Origin of the sequence: Pseudomonas cerasi, assembly GCF_900074915.1 — a bacterium.
Lineage (GTDB): Bacteria > Pseudomonadota > Gammaproteobacteria > Pseudomonadales > Pseudomonadaceae > Aquipseudomonas > Aquipseudomonas cerasi.
In genome coordinates this window covers 4,747,605-4,762,242 of record NZ_LT222319.1, presented here as the reverse complement: position 1 = coordinate 4,762,242, position 14,638 = coordinate 4,747,605, and the positions used below count along the sequence as shown (strand labels likewise).

Below are 14,638 nucleotides of genomic sequence, written 5' to 3'. Positions count from 1 at the left end.
CGCGCCGCTCCTTGCAAGGAGCGGCGCTGCCGTTGGCTGGCCTGACTCACGCGTCAGGTTCGATCAGCAGCACTTCAATCGATTGATCGCCCGCCGGGCGCTGCCACAATACTTCATCGCCTTTCTGCGCGCCGATCAGGGCGCGGCCCAGTGGCGATCCCCAATTGATCAGCCCGTTGGCTGCATCGGCCTGATCCTCTCCGACCAGATGCACGCGCTGCTGGTTATCCTGTTCATCCGCGAACGTCACCCAGCTGCCGATCTGCACCTTCTCGGTCGACACAGCCGGGGCGACGACCTGCGCGCTTTGCAGTCGCTGATTGAAGTAACGCAGGTCGCGTTCCAGGTCGGCCAATCGCTGCTTGTCCGCCGCTTCGCCCAACGCGGTTTGCGCGCTGTGCTGCGCCTGCAGGCTATTGACGTGTTTCTTCAACAAGGTCAGGCCTTCGGCCGTGACGTAGTTGATCTGTGTACTGACCAGCCGCTCGACCGGTTGCTCGGCCTCGGCTGCAGCGTTGTCTTCGTTTACGAATGCGCGGCTCATGAAGAGTCCTCCCTAATAGGCTTTAGGCCGCAGCAGGACATCATTGGTTTCGTCGGATTGCACCGATGCCTGATCAGTTGGGACGATAGGCCTTGGCCGCGCTGCGGGTTTTTTCCTGCTCCCAGGCACGGTCACGCTCATTGAAGACCTGGCCGGGGTCGAGCCGGTCGCGATTGTCCTGCGAGGTTTCGCACTGACGAAAGCCATCGGTCCAGCCCTGGGCGTAGAGCTTGTCCTTCAGATAGCGGGGCACGTTCTTGCGAAATTGGCCGGTAGTGGCACCTGCTGCGTCCCTGCCGCTGCTGCAACCGTCCTGATAGCCGTCTGCAAAACCCGGCGGATAACCCTCGGCCAGCATCTGGTCACGGGTGGACTGACAACCCGCCAGCACGATGGCCAGCGACAAAAACAGCCAATACCGCTTCATGGTGATTCCCTCTGCTTATGAGAGGAGTCTAGAAGGTAATTTGTGAGTTATTCGTAAAAGCGATGTAGGGAACGTGTAATAGCAGTGTGCCGGTTTTTTCCAGGCACACTGCCGGCCATTGACACTGATCCGGTCAGTAGTGATACCACTTCACCTCAAGCATCACCTCGTTCTGCGGCGAGCTCATCTGGCTGAATTCGCGCTGGGCGCTCAGGCGCAGACCAAGGTTGCGCGACAGCTCCCATTGCTGGTTGAGGCTGACGCTGCGGCGCACTTCGCCATTGGTGAAATAGTCGCCCTTGGCTTCCAGGCTCAGGTTGCCCAGCGGGTTGCGCCACAGCACGCCGGTGTTAAAGCCTGCGGCGGGAGAGATGAATTCGGCGAAATCGTTATTGTGCTCGACTCGCACGGTGCCCAGTGCAAAGCCGAGCATGTCGTCGGCCAGCTGCCAGGTGCCGCCGCCACCACCGTTGACGTGGCTGACGAGGTTTTCGTCGCCGTGCTTGCCGAGAACCCGCTCCAGACCCCCGGTGACTTGCCATGACCAGGGTTTCAGCAGTTCGGTGCGCGGGGTCAGTGAGCGGATGGTGGCCAGGTCCAGTTGTTGCACCTGCCAGTCATTGCCTTCGTATTGACGCACCTTGAGCTGAAGAATCTCGATCTGCGCACCCAGCGGGAAACCGTAGGCATTGTCGTTCAGGTCGTGATAGGCCATGCGCAGACCATATTCAGCGAACGCCTTGTCACCGCGTGTGCCCGCACCCAACTGCCAGGTACGTGATTCATGGCCTTCTTCCGGCAGGCCGGGGCGCGGGATGTCCAGCTGTGGCGGTGGGTTCTGATTGATCGCCTGCAACAGCTCGAAGCTGCGTTGCGAGCGTTGTGTATCGCGCTCAAGACCGTTGGCGCGATAGCGCTCCAGACGATAGGCAGCGTCCTGAATCAACGCGCGGCGTTCTTTGGGCTGTGCGAGGTACTCGCTGTTGTGCAGTTGTTTCTGATCGGCGCTGACCTTCAATACCCACTGTTGCTCGTCTGCATCGAGCGGTTCGGCGCGGCTCAGCAACTCGCGTTCGCGTGACGGGCGATAGTCGATCTTCTCCACCAGCCCGGCGGCCTTGATCGCCTTGACCGTATCGGTCGGGATCGCGGTCAGGCCAAACTGATCGGTAAGCTTCAGGCCCGGTCGGGCGACCTGCAGCAATTCCAGCAGCCGGTAGGAGCAGTTTTCGTCGAAGAAGAAATAACTGAAACGGATCTGTTTCAGCTCCCAGACATGCTCGACCATGCGCCCGGTTTCTTCCGCATTCAGGTTCAGGCGGTATTCCCACAGGTCACGGTTTTCCAGGCTGCGGTATTCCGACAGTTTTTCCTGATACGGCACCAGCGCAAACAACCCCGGGTAGCCGCCTGCCAGACCTTTCCACGCGTACAGAATGCTGTTGTCCATGCCTTCGATATAGGCACCGAAGTTGATCGCGTAGCTCAGCAAGGTGGTGTTATTGGTTTTCGCGCTGGCCGGATCGATGCGCAGCAGCGTATGGCCAAACATCGACGAGGGGCTGTTGAGGTAAGCGGCCGGGAAAATCAGCACCGTGCTGTCCGGGGCCACATCCTTGTACCAGGCCTTGAATTCCTTACAGTCCGGTGTCGGCAGGTCAGTCAGGTGCAACTGGTCACGCAGCCAGCGGGTGCGTGCCGGGTATACGCACTGGGCGTGAGTCTGCTCGTTGCTGACCGGTGCGTAAATAGCGTCGAGTGTCGCGCTCAGCTCTGCCTGCGGGTCGTGTGCACCGTTGGCGGCGAGAAAGAATTTCGGGTCTGTGACATAGCTGCGCCAGTCACCGAGCTTGCCGGCTTCGTAGTGACCCAGGGAAATCCAGAACGGCTCATTGGCCAATTGCTGCAAACGGTCAGCGCTGGCATGAGGTGCCGCAGACAAGGGGGCACAGACGAACAGCGCCAGCGATACAAGACGTTTGAGCATAGAGGGCAACTAGTCAGAAAAGGGGATCCCGCCCTTTGCGAAGAAAGGGCGGGCGAACGACTTTAAGCCTGGGTAGCGTACTTGGCCAGAGTCGGATCGTTTTTCAGAACATTGACGGTGTTGGTGTGAACGTCTTCGGCAGTGGCGTCGGCCTTGCTGAAGATTTGCGAGAAGTGCTCGTGAGTGACGGCGGCAAAGTGCTCGCGGTCTTCTGGTGCAACGCCCAGTACCACAGCGTAGGTAGTCAGTGCTTCGCCCTGACCCATGGCCATGTCTTTGGAGAGTTCATCCATCATGCCGTTCATGGCAAGCCAGGATTTACCGCCATAAGTCAGCGCGCCGTTGGTCGAGCAGCCGTTGGTGCCGGAGGTCATGCCGAAGGTGGCGTTACCCGATGTACCGTTGGTGGTCGAAGCGAGGAAGTGAGCTGGAGTACCGCGTTGGCCTTCAAACAGCATGTTGCCCCAACCGCAGTCAGGACCGCCTGGTGCTTGAGCCATAGCGTTGATCGATACAGCGGCGAAGAGCGTTCCAAGAAGAATCCGTTTCATAGCTTTTTCTCTTTTTAGTTCAGCCAAGGGTCGAGTTTCTTGAGTTGTCACATCAAGACAGATGGTCAGCCAGCAGCCACCTGTGCAGTTTGGAGTTTAGGCAGGTTCCAAGGGTTCCGTGAGGGATTACAGATTATTACTTGAAAACGGCTTTTTTCAGAACGCGGCGGGTGACGCTACACACGCAAATGCTTTTCGGCTCTTTCCTGCCTTGCAAGTCGTGCACAGCGAGCGCCAGAATGCCGACATCTGCCCCGCCTGATGTAAGGATTACTGATGCCCGATTCTGTCGCAGCCAACCTACGCCTGGCGCCCAACGCGCTGACCCGTCCGTTTTCCGCTGAGCAGTTCAGCTTTGCGACCACCCACGAGCTCGAACCCTTTCGCGGTGTCCTTGGCCAGGAGAGAGCCGTAGAGGCCCTGCAGTTCGGCGTTGCGATGCCGCGCCCCGGTTACAACGTGTTTGTCATGGGCGAGCCCGGCACCGGGCGCTTTTCGTTCGTAAAACGCTATCTCAAGGCCGAAGGCAAACGGATGCAGACGCCGTCTGACTGGGTCTACGTCAACAACTTCGACGAGCCCCGCGAGCCAAAGGCGCTGGAGCTGCCACCTGGCACTGCCCATGAGTTCACCGCCGACATCGGTGGCCTGATCGACAACCTGCTGGTGACCTTCCCGGCGGTTTTCGAGCACCCGTCGTATCAGCAGAAGAAAAGCTCGATCGACCGTGCGTTCAATCAGCGCTATGACCGCGCCCTGGACGTCATCGAGCGCCTGTCGCTGGAAAAGGACATCGCGCTGTATCGCGACAGCTCCAACATCGCGTTCACGCCGATGGCCGATGGCAAGGCGCTGGATGAGGCCGAGTTTTCCCAGTTGCCCGAAGCGGATCGCGAGCGCTTCCACGAAGATATCTCCGCGCTCGAGGAGCGTCTCAACGAAGAACTGGCCAGCCTGCCGCAGTGGAAGCGCGAGTCCAACAATCAGCTGCGTCAGTTGAATGAAGAGACCATCACCCTGACCCTGCAGCCCTTGCTGGCACCGCTTTCTGAAAAGTACGCCGAGAACGCTGCGGTCTGCGCCTACCTGCAGGCCATGCAGGTTTACCTGCTCAAGACTCTGGTCGAGCAGTTGGTCGATGACGCCAAGACCGACGCTCAGGCGCGCAAGCTGCTGGAAGAGCAATACAGCCCGAGTCTGGTGGTCGGGCATACTCGTGATGGCGGTGCGCCGGTGGTTTTCGAACAGCACCCCACCTACGACAACCTGTTCGGGCGCATCGAATACAGCACCGATCAGGGCGCGCTGTACACCACGTACCGGCAACTGCGCCCCGGCGCGCTGCATCGTGCCAACGGCGGTTTCCTGATTCTGGAAGCCGAGAAGATGCTGGGCGAGCCGTTCGTCTGGAATGCGCTCAAGCGTACCCTGCAATCGCGCAAGCTGAAGATGGAGTCGCCGCTGGGCGAGCTCGGCCGCGTTGCAACCGTGAGCCTGACGCCGCAGGTGATCCCGTGGAACGTCAAAATCATCATCATCGGTTCCCGCTCGCTGTATTACACCCTGCAAGACCTCGATCCTGACTTCCAGGAGATGTTCCGGGTGCTGGTCGACTTTGACGAAGAGATTCCGATGGTCGACGAGACGCTCGAGCAATTCGCTCAGCTACTCAAGACCCGGACCTCGGAAGAGGGCATGGCGCCGCTGACCGCCGATGCGGTGGCACGACTGGCGACTTACAGCGCCCGTTTGGCCGAGCATCAAGGGCGTTTGTCGGCGCGTATCGGTGACCTGTTCCAATTGGTCAGCGAGGCCGATTTCATCCGCCAGCTGGCCAACGACGACAAGACCGACGCCGGGCATATCGAACGTGCGCTCAAGGCCAAGGCCACCCGTACCGGGCGGGTCTCGGCGCGGATTCTCGATGACATGATGGCTGGTGTGATTCTGATCGACACTGACGGCGCGGCCGTCGGCAAATGCAACGGCCTGACGGTGCTGGAGGTCGGCGACTCGGCCTTCGGCGTGCCCGCGCGCATTTCCGCCACGGTGTACCCGGGCGGCAGCGGGATTGTCGACATCGAGCGCGAGGTCAATCTTGGCCAGCCGATCCACTCCAAGGGCGTGATGATCCTCACCGGCTACCTTGGCAGCCGTTATGCCCAGGAATTTCCGCTGGCGATTTCCGCAAGTATCGCGCTCGAGCAGTCCTACGGTTACGTGGATGGCGACAGTGCGTCGCTTGGCGAGGTCTGCACGCTGATCTCGGCGCTGTCACGCACGCCACTCAAGCAGTGCTTCGCGATTACCGGTTCCATCAACCAGTTTGGTGAAGTTCAGGCGGTGGGCGGGGTCAATGAAAAGATCGAGGGCTTCTTCCGTCTCTGCGAAGCACGTGGGCTGACTGGCGAGCAGGGCGCGATCATCCCGCACGCCAACGTCACCACGCTGATGCTTGACGAGCGCGTGGTGCAGGCTGTTCGTGCCGGGCAATTCCACATCTATGCCGTACGTCAGGCCGATGAGGCGCTGAGCCTGCTGGTGGGCGAACCTGCCGGTGCGCCTGACGAGCATGGCGAATTCCCTGAGGGCAGCGTCAATGCACGCGTCGTGGAGCGTCTGCGCGATATCGCAGAGATGCTCAGTGATGAAGACCTCAAGGAAGAGCTGGAAAAGGAGCCTGCGCAGTTGCAGCCTGAACTCAAGGTCTGACAGCGCAGGAGCCGGGCGGTGAGGGCCGCCCGGTGCTCCGTTCATCAGGGATAGTTTCTCGCAGAGCGGTTTTCTTCTAGTCTTGAGGTGATCGCAGTGGCCAAAGAGATTGGCGTAAATCCTGTTTCACGAGAAGGATGAATATTGTTGCTGATCAGGAGCGCATCATGCAGCGTAGCCTTTGCCTTACCCGAGAATGCATGGGGCTGATGACACGTATCGAGTGCGTCATCCGGCCCCTCCCTCATGACAGCGGACAATGGATGGTGCTCTTCGCGGCCGGAATGGCCGAGGAACAGCCTTCCGCAATCAAGACCCAAGGGCCTTTCAAGGGCCTGCCCGCAGCGCAATCGGTGCTGACCAGCATTCTCGAAAGCCTGTCGTTGCATGGTTATCAATGTGCCGATGACGTACCTATCTGGATGCTGCACATTCAGGCCGAACTGCGCCGTATCGATAGCGGCAGGACGGTCTGTCAAAGTTCGTCGCTGTTCTAGGCTCTGTACGAAAAGTGGCTGCGCTCGGTGATGCTTCGTTAAAAACAGGCTCGCCTGACACCTCCGCTCGCTGACTTTTCGTACAGAGCCTAGCCTTCAATCCGGTTTCTCAAGTGCGCTAACTGCCGCTGTGCGATATTTTGTCGCACGGCCAGAGCGGTGCATTACCGCTGATATACTCGCCCGCTCCTTCAAAACACCTTGCGAGTATCAATGGAACGTTTTTTTGAAAATGCCATGTACGCATCGCGCTGGCTGCTGGCGCCGATCTATTTCGGCCTCTCCCTTGGCCTGTTGGCGTTGTGTCTGAAGTTTTTCCAGGAAATCTTTCATGTCATTCCCAACATCTTCTCGCTGGCCGAAGCTGACCTGATTCTGGTGCTGCTGTCGTTGATCGACATGGCGCTGGTCGGTGGCTTGCTGGTGATGGTGATGATCTCCGGCTACGAGAATTTCGTGTCGCAGCTGGACATCGACGAGGACAAGGAAAAGCTCAACTGGCTGGGCACTATGGATTCGTCTTCGTTGAAGATGAAAGTTGCAGCATCCATTGTCGCGATTTCCTCCATCCACCTGTTGCGGGTGTTCATGGATGCCACCAACATCAAGCCCGAATACCTGATGTGGTACGTGATTATCCACATGACGTTCGTGATATCGGCGTTTGCGATGGGCTATCTGGACAAGGTCACCAAGCACTAAGGCGACGCGCGATGAAAGGGGCGGGTGTTATCGTTTCTGGCATGTCGGCGCTGTGTGTTGTAAAACGTCCGTTCCGATGCATCAGGCATTTGCGCAGGAGGTTCGATCATGAATTATCAGGAATTTATCGACCACGCCCAGGCCGGGCGGGTCGATGAGCTGAACCTGATCTCCATCGAAGGCGGCATCTATCTGCTGGATGTGCGCATGAATGGCACTTCGGTGATGCTCAAGGACCCAGCGGGCAAGACCCTGCATCTTCGCTCGGTGGAGCATGCGCGGGATTTGCTCAAGGACATACCGGTGGTGCCTTTTTACTTGGTCCATTGTGTGGTCCATGACGAGCTGTGCGGCATGCCGGTCAATGACCGCTCTGAAATGCGCCTGCCGATCTCGTTTCATTCCTCCTGGTCCTGATCGCCAGCCGCGTATTGCTGCTGCGGTAGGGGCTGTAGCGGCAATTGTGCTAGGCTGCTCGGCCTTTTGGTTCGGGGCGCATCAGCGTATAGCGTGATTGCCGTTCAGGTTTTGCGCGATACCGACTGCGTGCCCCTCTACGGAGCAGTGTCATGTCCGAAGTCAATCTGTCCACCGACGAAACCCGCGTCAGCTACGGCATTGGCCGTCAGTTGGGCGATCAGTTGCGCGACAACCCGCCACCGGGTGTCGACCTGGAAGCCATCGTGGCAGGCCTGCGCGATGCGTTCGGCGGTCAGCCAAGCCGTGTTGGTCAGGAAGAAATGTCCGCCAGCTTCAAGGTCATCCGCGAAATCATGCAGGCTGAAGCAGCCGCCAAAGCCGAGCAGGCTGCGGGCGTCGGCAAGGCCTACCTGGCTGAAAACGCCAAGCGCGAAGGCGTGACCACCCTGGCTTCGGGTCTGCAATTCGAAGTCGTGACCGCTGGCACTGGCCCTAAGCCAACCCGTGAAGATCAGGTACGCGTTCACTACCACGGCACGTTGATCGACGGTAACGTCTTCGACAGCTCCTACGATCGTGGCGAGCCGGCCGAATTTCCTGTCAGCGGCGTGATTGCCGGCTGGACCGAGGCGCTGCAACTGATGAACGCCGGCAGCAAATGGCGTCTGCACGTGCCGAGCGAGCTGGCTTACGGCGCTCAGGGTGTAGGCAGCATCGCACCGCACAGCGTGCTGGTGTTTGATGTGGAACTGCTGGACGTTCTGTAAGCGACCCGGTCGATGCAGATAGTCGCTGAACGAATCGCGCCGATTCGTTCAGCGACGCAGTTGTGCTGATGCTTCATGCTCAGTGCAACTCACTCATGGGGCGCAACGCCCGCGCGTAGCAGAACAGAAACAGGTTTCTCACCAGTTCCTTGAGCACCAATGGCTCGCTGGAACTCAAACTGCACACATCCAGATCGCCCTGATCGCGTAACTCCTCCAGCGCTTCCTCTTCCAGTACGGCACACACTTCCCCCGTCTCGCGGTGGAGAATTCTCAGGTAAGGGTGGGGTCTGTCCAGCCATGCATCGATCAAATAGGTCATGTCTCATCTCCTGTGCAAGTCAGATGAGAATAATTCTTATCGGGATAATAGCAAGGCTCTATTGAGATTAATTCTCATTTTGCGCTGAGTGGTTGATCCAGATCAGCGAATGCCGGTCGAGAGAGGACGCGGAGCGTCCAGAACGGCATGCCGACGCGGAGCATCGGCACGATAGGTGTTCTCTCGGACGCTTATCATTCCTCACGCTCGACGCAGAGCGTTGGCACGATAGTTAGAGAACTATCGTTCCTCACGCTCCAGCGTGGGAATGCCGTTCGTGATGCTCTGCGTCACACAGCGACACCGTCGGCCTGTCAGTGATGCTCGCGGGTAGCGCGGAATTTCACGTCGGGCCAGCGTTCTTCCATCAGCGCCAGGTTCACGCGGGTAGGGGCGAGGTAGGTCAGGTGACCGCCGCCGTCCATTGCCAGGTTTTCCACCGCCTTGTTCTCAAACTCTTCGAGCTTCTTCTTGTCGTCGCAGTCGATCCAGCGGGCAGACCACACAGTGATCGGCTCGTAGGCGCATTCAACCTTGTATTCTTCCTTCAGACGGCTGGCGACCACATCGAACTGCAGCACACCGACGGCGCCGAGGATGATGTCGTTGCTGCGCTGCGGAAAGAACACCTGCGTGGCGCCTTCTTCGGCCAGCTGTTGCAGACCCTGACGCAATTGTTTGGACTTGAGCGGGTCCTTCAGGCGTACGCGACGGAACAGCTCCGGTGCGAAGTGCGGAATACCGGTGAAGCCCAGCGCTTCGCCTTCGGTGAAGGTGTCGCCGATCTGGATGGTGCCGTGGTTGTGCAAACCGATGATGTCACCGGCATAGGCTTCTTCCAGTTGTTCGCGCTCCGACGAGAAGAACGTCAGCGCGTCGCCGATCCGTACGTCCTTGCCCAGACGCACATGGCGCATTTTCATGCCCTTGTCGTAACGGCCCGAGCAGATCCGCATGAAGGCGATGCGGTCGCGGTGCTTGGGGTCCATGTTCGCCTGGATCTTGAACACGAAACCGCTGAATTTCTCTTCCGCCGGCTCGACGGTGCGCTCGTTGGCCACACGTGCCAGCGGCTTGGGCGCCCAGTTCACCACGGCATCGAGTACATGATCGACGCCGAAGTTGCCCAGCGCGGTGCCGAAGAACACCGGGGTCAGCTGACCGTCGATGAATTCCTGCTGGTTGAATTCGTGGCAGGCACCCTGCACCAGCTCCAGTTGCTCGACGAAGCGCTCGTATTCATCGCCCAGGTGAGCGCGGGCTTCGTCCGAATCGAGCTTCTCGATGATTTTGGTTTCGGTGCGCTCGTGGCCGTGACCTGCGGTGTAGACAATGATGTAGTCGTCGGCCAGGTGGTAGACACCCTTGAAGTCCCGGTAGCAACCGATCGGCCAGGTGATCGGTGCCGCCTTGATCTTGAGGACCGCTTCGATTTCATCGAGCAGCTCGATCGGGTCACGGATATCGCGGTCGAGCTTGTTGATGAAGCTGACGATAGGCGTGTCGCGCAGACGGCAGACATCCATCAGCGCGATGGTGCGTGGCTCGACGCCTTTACCGCCGTCGAGGACCATCAAGGCCGAGTCGACTGCCGTCAGGGTGCGATAGGTGTCTTCGGAGAAGTCTTCGTGGCCCGGGGTGTCGAGCAGGTTGATCATGTGGTCGCGATACGGAAACTGCATCACGGACGTGGTAATGGAGATACCACGCTGTTTCTCCATTTCCATCCAGTCGGAGGTGGCGTGACGGTCGGATTTACGCGACTTGACCGTACCGGCGACGGAAATGGCCTTGCCCATCAGCAGGAGTTTTTCCGTGATGGTGGTTTTACCCGCATCCGGGTGGGAAATAATGGCGAAAGTGCGGCGTTTCGCGACTTCGGCGGCCTGTTGGGTCATGGGAAATCGCCTGGGATGGGATTGAAAAAGGGCGCAGATTATAGCTCAACTCGCGGCAATAACCGAACCGTTCAGACAATAAACGATGGCCAGATAATGTCTCGTGTGGGAACCTTTCAGGTCGTGGAGACGTCCACTCCCCCGTCAAGGCTCGCAACGAAGCCAACGCAAGGGGCTGATTCATCAGCATGTTGGTTTGACGAAGCTGCGCTTATGGCTTGTGTTTTCGCCGAGGTTAAACCCTTACCGGCGACCCACCCGCTGCTCTTCGCGAACGTCATTGCCGGCGTCCTTTCCGGACGTCCAGGTCAACGCGTTCGCCGACTGAAATAAGGAGTCCGCCTGTGGCAAATCGCTATGGCAAGGGGCTATTGGGAGGTGCGGTTGCGATCGCACTCCTGGCCCTGCTGATCCACTGGATCGGCATCAGTACTATCAAGCAATACCAGGATGACCTGCTGTTCTACCTTCAGGCTCACCTGATTCTGGTTCTGGTTTCAATGTTGGCGGCCCTGGTGGTCGGCATCCCTGCAGGCATTGCCCTCAGCCGACCGAGCATGGTTGGCCGCGCTGAACGCTTCATGCAGATCTTCAACATTGGCAACACCGTTCCTCCTCTCGCCGTTCTGGCCATTGCCCTCGGAATTCTCGGGATCGGCAGCGGGCCGGCGATCTTCGCGCTGTTCCTCGCCTCTCTGTTGCCTATCGTGCGTAACACCTACGAAGGCCTGAAAAACGTCCAGGGTTCACTCAAGGAAGCTGCCGTCGGTATTGGCATGACTCCGCGTCAGGTGCTGTGGCGTGTCGAGCTGCCCAACGCCGTGCCGATCATCGTCGGCGGTGTGCGTGCCGCGCTGGCGATCAATGTCGGGACCGCGCCACTGGCGTTTCTCATCGGCGCCAACAGCCTTGGCAGCCTGATTTTTCCGGGCATTGCGTTGAACAACCAGCCGCAACTGGTGCTGGGTGCAGCGTGTACCGCTCTGCTGGCGCTACTGCTTGATGGTCTGGTGACACTGGCCAGTCGTCTTTGGCTGGAACGCGGACTGGCTCGCTGAGCGAAGGAATTCTCATGAAAAGAATATGCTTGTTTTTAGGCTTTGCCTTGCTGTTTCCGGCACTTGCCCAGGCTGCGGAAAAGCCGCTGCTACGTATCGGCGCACGGGTGTTCACCGAACAGACCATGCTTGCCGAACTGACCGCGCAATACCTGCGGACCAAGAACTACGACGTCCAGATTACCGGCGGCCTTGGCAGCAACCTGGCGCGCAGCGCTCAGGAGAGCGGTCAGCTGGATCTGCTGTGGGAATACACCGGTGTATCGCTGGTGGCCTACAACCACATCGACGAAAAACTCGACAGCGCCCAGACCTATGCGCGGGTCAAGGAAGTGGATGCGAAGAAAGGCCTGGTCTGGCTTTCACCGTCGAAGTTCAACAACACCTACGCGCTGGCACTGCCGCAGAAAGTGGCTGACAAGTACCCGCAGATCAACACCATGACCGACCTGACCAAAGTGCTCAAGGACGAAGCCAAAGAGGGTCATGTCGTAGCGCTGGACACCGAGTTTGCCAACCGTTCCGACGGCCTTATCGGTATGGTCAAGCACTACGACATGAACCTCGGTCGTGAAAACACCCGGCAGATGGACGCCGGGCTGGTCTACACCGCGTTGCGCAACGGTCAGGTTTTCGCCGGTCTGGTGTACACAACCGACGGTCGTCTGAATGCGTTCAAGCTGAAAGTGCTGGAAGACGACAAGCACTACTTCCCTGACTACACCGCAGCGCCGGTGATCCGTCAGGAATATCTGGACAAGCATCCGGACATCGCCACGCTGCTCAAGCCGCTGGCTGACCTGCTGGACAACCAGACCATGATCGACCTCAACGCGCGCGTCGACGTCGGCCATGAAAGCCCCTCCACGGTTGCTGCAGACTTTCTGCGCCAGCACCCATTGAATTAAGGAAGGAGACGATATGAGTTTCTTGAGCGCCTTCTCCCATCTGGACTGGGCACAGGTTCTGCAACTGACCTGGCAGCACATTACGCTGGTGGGCATTGCCGTGACCCTGGCGATTCTCGTCGGCGTGCCACTGGGCGTGCTGATGACGCGTTTTCCAGCACTGGCGGGCCCGTTGCAGGCCAGCGCCACGGTATTGCTGACCGTGCCGTCGATTGCCCTGTTCGGCCTGTTGCTGCCGTTCTACTCCAAATTCGGCCAGGGCCTTGGCCCGATGCCGGCTATTACCGCAGTGTTTCTCTATTCGCTGCTGCCGATCATGCGTAACACCTACCTGGCGCTGACTGGCGTAGAACCGGGTATCCGCGAGGCCGCCAAAGGCATCGGCATGACCTTCGGCCAGCGTTTGCGCATGGTCGAGCTGCCCATCGCCGTGCCTGTGATCCTCGCCGGTGTGCGCACCGCCGTGGTGATGAATATCGGTGTCATGACCATTGCCGCGACCATCGGTGCCGGTGGTCTGGGTGTACTCATTCTTGCTTCTATCAGCCGCAGCGATATGTCGATGCTGATCGTCGGCGCGGTACTGGTCAGCATTCTGGCCATCATCGCCGACCTTCTCCTGCAATGGCTGCAACGCACGCTGACTCCAAAAGGATTACTGAAATGATCGAACTCCAGAACCTCTCCAAGACTTTCCAGAGCAACGGCAAAGAAGTGAAGGCTGTCGATTCGGTCAGCCTCACGGTCAACGAAGGCGAAATCTGCGTCTTCCTCGGCCCCTCGGGCTGCGGCAAGAGCACCACGCTGAAAATGATCAACCGCCTGATCATGCCGACCTCCGGCAAAGTGCTGATCAATGGCGAAGACACCACTGATCTGGACGAAGTGACCCTGCGTCGCAACATCGGCTACGTGATTCAGCAAATCGGTCTGTTCCCGAACATGACCATCGAAGAAAACATCGTGGTCGTGCCCAAGCTGCTCGGCTGGGACAAGCAGCGTTGCCATGACCGTGCTCGTGAATTGATGAGCATGATCAAGCTGGAGCCCAAACAGTACCTGCATCGCTACCCGCGTGAACTGTCCGGTGGTCAGCAACAGCGTATCGGCGTGATCCGTGCCCTGGCAGCCGACGCCCCCTTGCTGTTGATGGACGAACCGTTCGGTGCGGTCGACCCGATCAACCGCGAGATGATTCAGAACGAGTTCTTCGAGATGCAGCGCGCGCTGAACAAGACCGTGATCATGGTCAGCCACGACATTGATGAAGCCATCAAGCTGGGCGACAAGATCGCGATCTTCCGTGGTGGCAAACTGCTGCAGATCGATCACCCGGACACCTTGCTCGCGCATCCGGCCGACGACTTCGTCAGCAGCTTCGTCGGCCAGGACAGCACCCTCAAGCGTCTGCTGTTGGTCAAGGCCGAAGACGCCGCCGACAACGCGCCATCGGTCAGCCCGGAAACCCCGGTGGCCGATGCGCTGGAAGTGATGGACGAAAACGACCGTCGCTATATCGTGGTCACCGACAGCGAGAACAAGGCGATGGGCTATGTACGTCGTCGTGACCTGCACCGTCAGCAGGGCACGTGCGCGCAGTTCCTGCGTGAATTCAACGCCACCGCCGCTTACGACGAGCACTTGCGCATCCTGCTGTCGCGCATGTACGAGTTCAACCGCGCCTGGCTGCCGGTGCTGGACGCCGAGAACGTGTTCCTGGGTGAAGTGACGCAAGAGTCCATTGCGGCTTATCTGAGCTCCGGCCGTTCGCGTGGCATGAAGACCAGTATTGTCTCGCCAGCCGAGCAAGTGGCTTCCTGACCGGATGTATTGCCGCCAGCATCA

General features: G+C 59.0%; 15 protein-coding genes. 9 read left to right on the top strand and 6 right to left on the bottom strand.

The window, feature by feature from the left end:
• Nucleotides 1-46: 46 nt before the first annotated feature.
• The 4 genes from PCPL58_RS23535 to PCPL58_RS23520 all read right to left on the bottom strand — a co-directional run bounded on the left by PCPL58_RS23535 (nt 47) and on the right by PCPL58_RS23520 (nt 3,509).
• Nucleotides 47-544: a GreA/GreB family elongation factor gene (locus tag PCPL58_RS23535; RefSeq protein WP_003368688.1), complete on the bottom strand. Its 498-nt coding sequence runs from the start codon at nt 542-544 to the stop codon at nt 47-49.
• Nucleotides 545-617: 73 nt separating this feature from the next.
• Nucleotides 618-971 (bottom strand): lipoprotein, encoded by a 354-nt coding sequence (locus tag PCPL58_RS23530; protein WP_065350564.1) that lies wholly within the window; start codon nt 969-971, stop codon nt 618-620.
• 133 nt (nt 972-1,104) lie between these two features.
• Complete coding sequence (locus tag PCPL58_RS23525; protein ID WP_065350563.1) at nt 1,105-2,958, bottom strand: Lnb N-terminal periplasmic domain-containing protein; 1,854 nt, start codon at nt 2,956-2,958, stop codon at nt 1,105-1,107.
• A gap of 62 nt (nt 2,959-3,020) precedes the next feature.
• Nucleotides 3,021-3,509, bottom strand: coding sequence for a DUF3015 domain-containing protein (locus PCPL58_RS23520; RefSeq protein WP_002555221.1), 489 nt, complete (start codon nt 3,507-3,509; stop codon nt 3,021-3,023).
• A gap of 276 nt (nt 3,510-3,785) precedes the next feature.
• Between PCPL58_RS23520 and PCPL58_RS23515 the strand changes: the two genes are divergently transcribed.
• The 5 genes from PCPL58_RS23515 to PCPL58_RS23495 all read left to right on the top strand — a co-directional run bounded on the left by PCPL58_RS23515 (nt 3,786) and on the right by PCPL58_RS23495 (nt 8,607).
• The gene (locus PCPL58_RS23515; RefSeq protein WP_065350562.1) at nt 3,786-6,221 is read left to right on the top strand and encodes a Lon protease family protein; all 2,436 of its coding nucleotides are present in this window, start codon (nt 3,786-3,788) and stop codon (nt 6,219-6,221) included.
• Between the two features lie 167 nt (nt 6,222-6,388).
• Nucleotides 6,389-6,718, top strand: coding sequence for a PA4575 family protein (locus PCPL58_RS23510; RefSeq protein ID WP_032609169.1), 330 nt, complete (start codon nt 6,389-6,391; stop codon nt 6,716-6,718).
• Nucleotides 6,719-6,931: 213 nt separating this feature from the next.
• Nucleotides 6,932-7,420, top strand: coding sequence for a TIGR00645 family protein (locus tag PCPL58_RS23505; protein WP_003313787.1), 489 nt, complete (start codon nt 6,932-6,934; stop codon nt 7,418-7,420).
• Nucleotides 7,421-7,528: 108 nt separating this feature from the next.
• On the top strand, nt 7,529-7,837 hold the full coding sequence (locus PCPL58_RS23500) for a DUF6482 family protein (protein WP_003368683.1): 309 nt from the start codon (nt 7,529-7,531) through the stop codon (nt 7,835-7,837).
• 152 nt (nt 7,838-7,989) lie between these two features.
• Nucleotides 7,990-8,607 (top strand): FKBP-type peptidyl-prolyl cis-trans isomerase, encoded by a 618-nt coding sequence (locus PCPL58_RS23495; RefSeq protein ID WP_065350561.1) that lies wholly within the window; start codon nt 7,990-7,992, stop codon nt 8,605-8,607.
• Nucleotides 8,608-8,686: 79 nt separating this feature from the next.
• Here the strand turns inward: PCPL58_RS23495 and PCPL58_RS23490 are convergent, their stop codons facing one another.
• Together PCPL58_RS23490 and PCPL58_RS23485 are read right to left on the bottom strand one after the other, a co-directional pair.
• Nucleotides 8,687-8,929: a PA4570 family protein gene (locus tag PCPL58_RS23490; protein ID WP_003368682.1), complete on the bottom strand. Its 243-nt coding sequence runs from the start codon at nt 8,927-8,929 to the stop codon at nt 8,687-8,689.
• Nucleotides 8,930-9,243: 314 nt separating this feature from the next.
• Nucleotides 9,244-10,827: a peptide chain release factor 3 gene (locus PCPL58_RS23485; RefSeq protein WP_003368681.1), complete on the bottom strand. Its 1,584-nt coding sequence runs from the start codon at nt 10,825-10,827 to the stop codon at nt 9,244-9,246.
• Nucleotides 10,828-11,171: 344 nt separating this feature from the next.
• Here PCPL58_RS23485 and PCPL58_RS23480 point away from each other — a divergent pair, with 344 nt between their 5' ends.
• The 4 genes from PCPL58_RS23480 to PCPL58_RS23465 are packed head-to-tail and all read left to right on the top strand — an operon-like array spanning nt 11,172 to nt 14,614.
• Nucleotides 11,172-11,885, top strand: coding sequence for an ABC transporter permease (locus PCPL58_RS23480; RefSeq protein ID WP_065350560.1), 714 nt, complete (start codon nt 11,172-11,174; stop codon nt 11,883-11,885).
• Between the two features lie 14 nt (nt 11,886-11,899).
• Complete coding sequence (locus PCPL58_RS23475) at nt 11,900-12,793, top strand: glycine betaine ABC transporter substrate-binding protein (RefSeq protein ID WP_003431617.1); 894 nt, start codon at nt 11,900-11,902, stop codon at nt 12,791-12,793.
• 13 nt (nt 12,794-12,806) lie between these two features.
• Nucleotides 12,807-13,460, top strand: a complete 654-nt coding sequence (locus PCPL58_RS23470) for an ABC transporter permease (RefSeq protein ID WP_005745339.1) — start codon at nt 12,807-12,809, stop codon at nt 13,458-13,460.
• Nucleotides 13,457-14,614 (top strand): osmoprotectant ABC transporter ATP-binding protein OsmV, encoded by a 1,158-nt coding sequence (locus tag PCPL58_RS23465; protein ID WP_003368676.1) that lies wholly within the window; start codon nt 13,457-13,459, stop codon nt 14,612-14,614. Before PCPL58_RS23470 ends, PCPL58_RS23465 begins: the two co-directional genes overlap by 4 nt.
• The last annotated feature ends 24 nt before the right edge of the window (nt 14,615-14,638 follow it).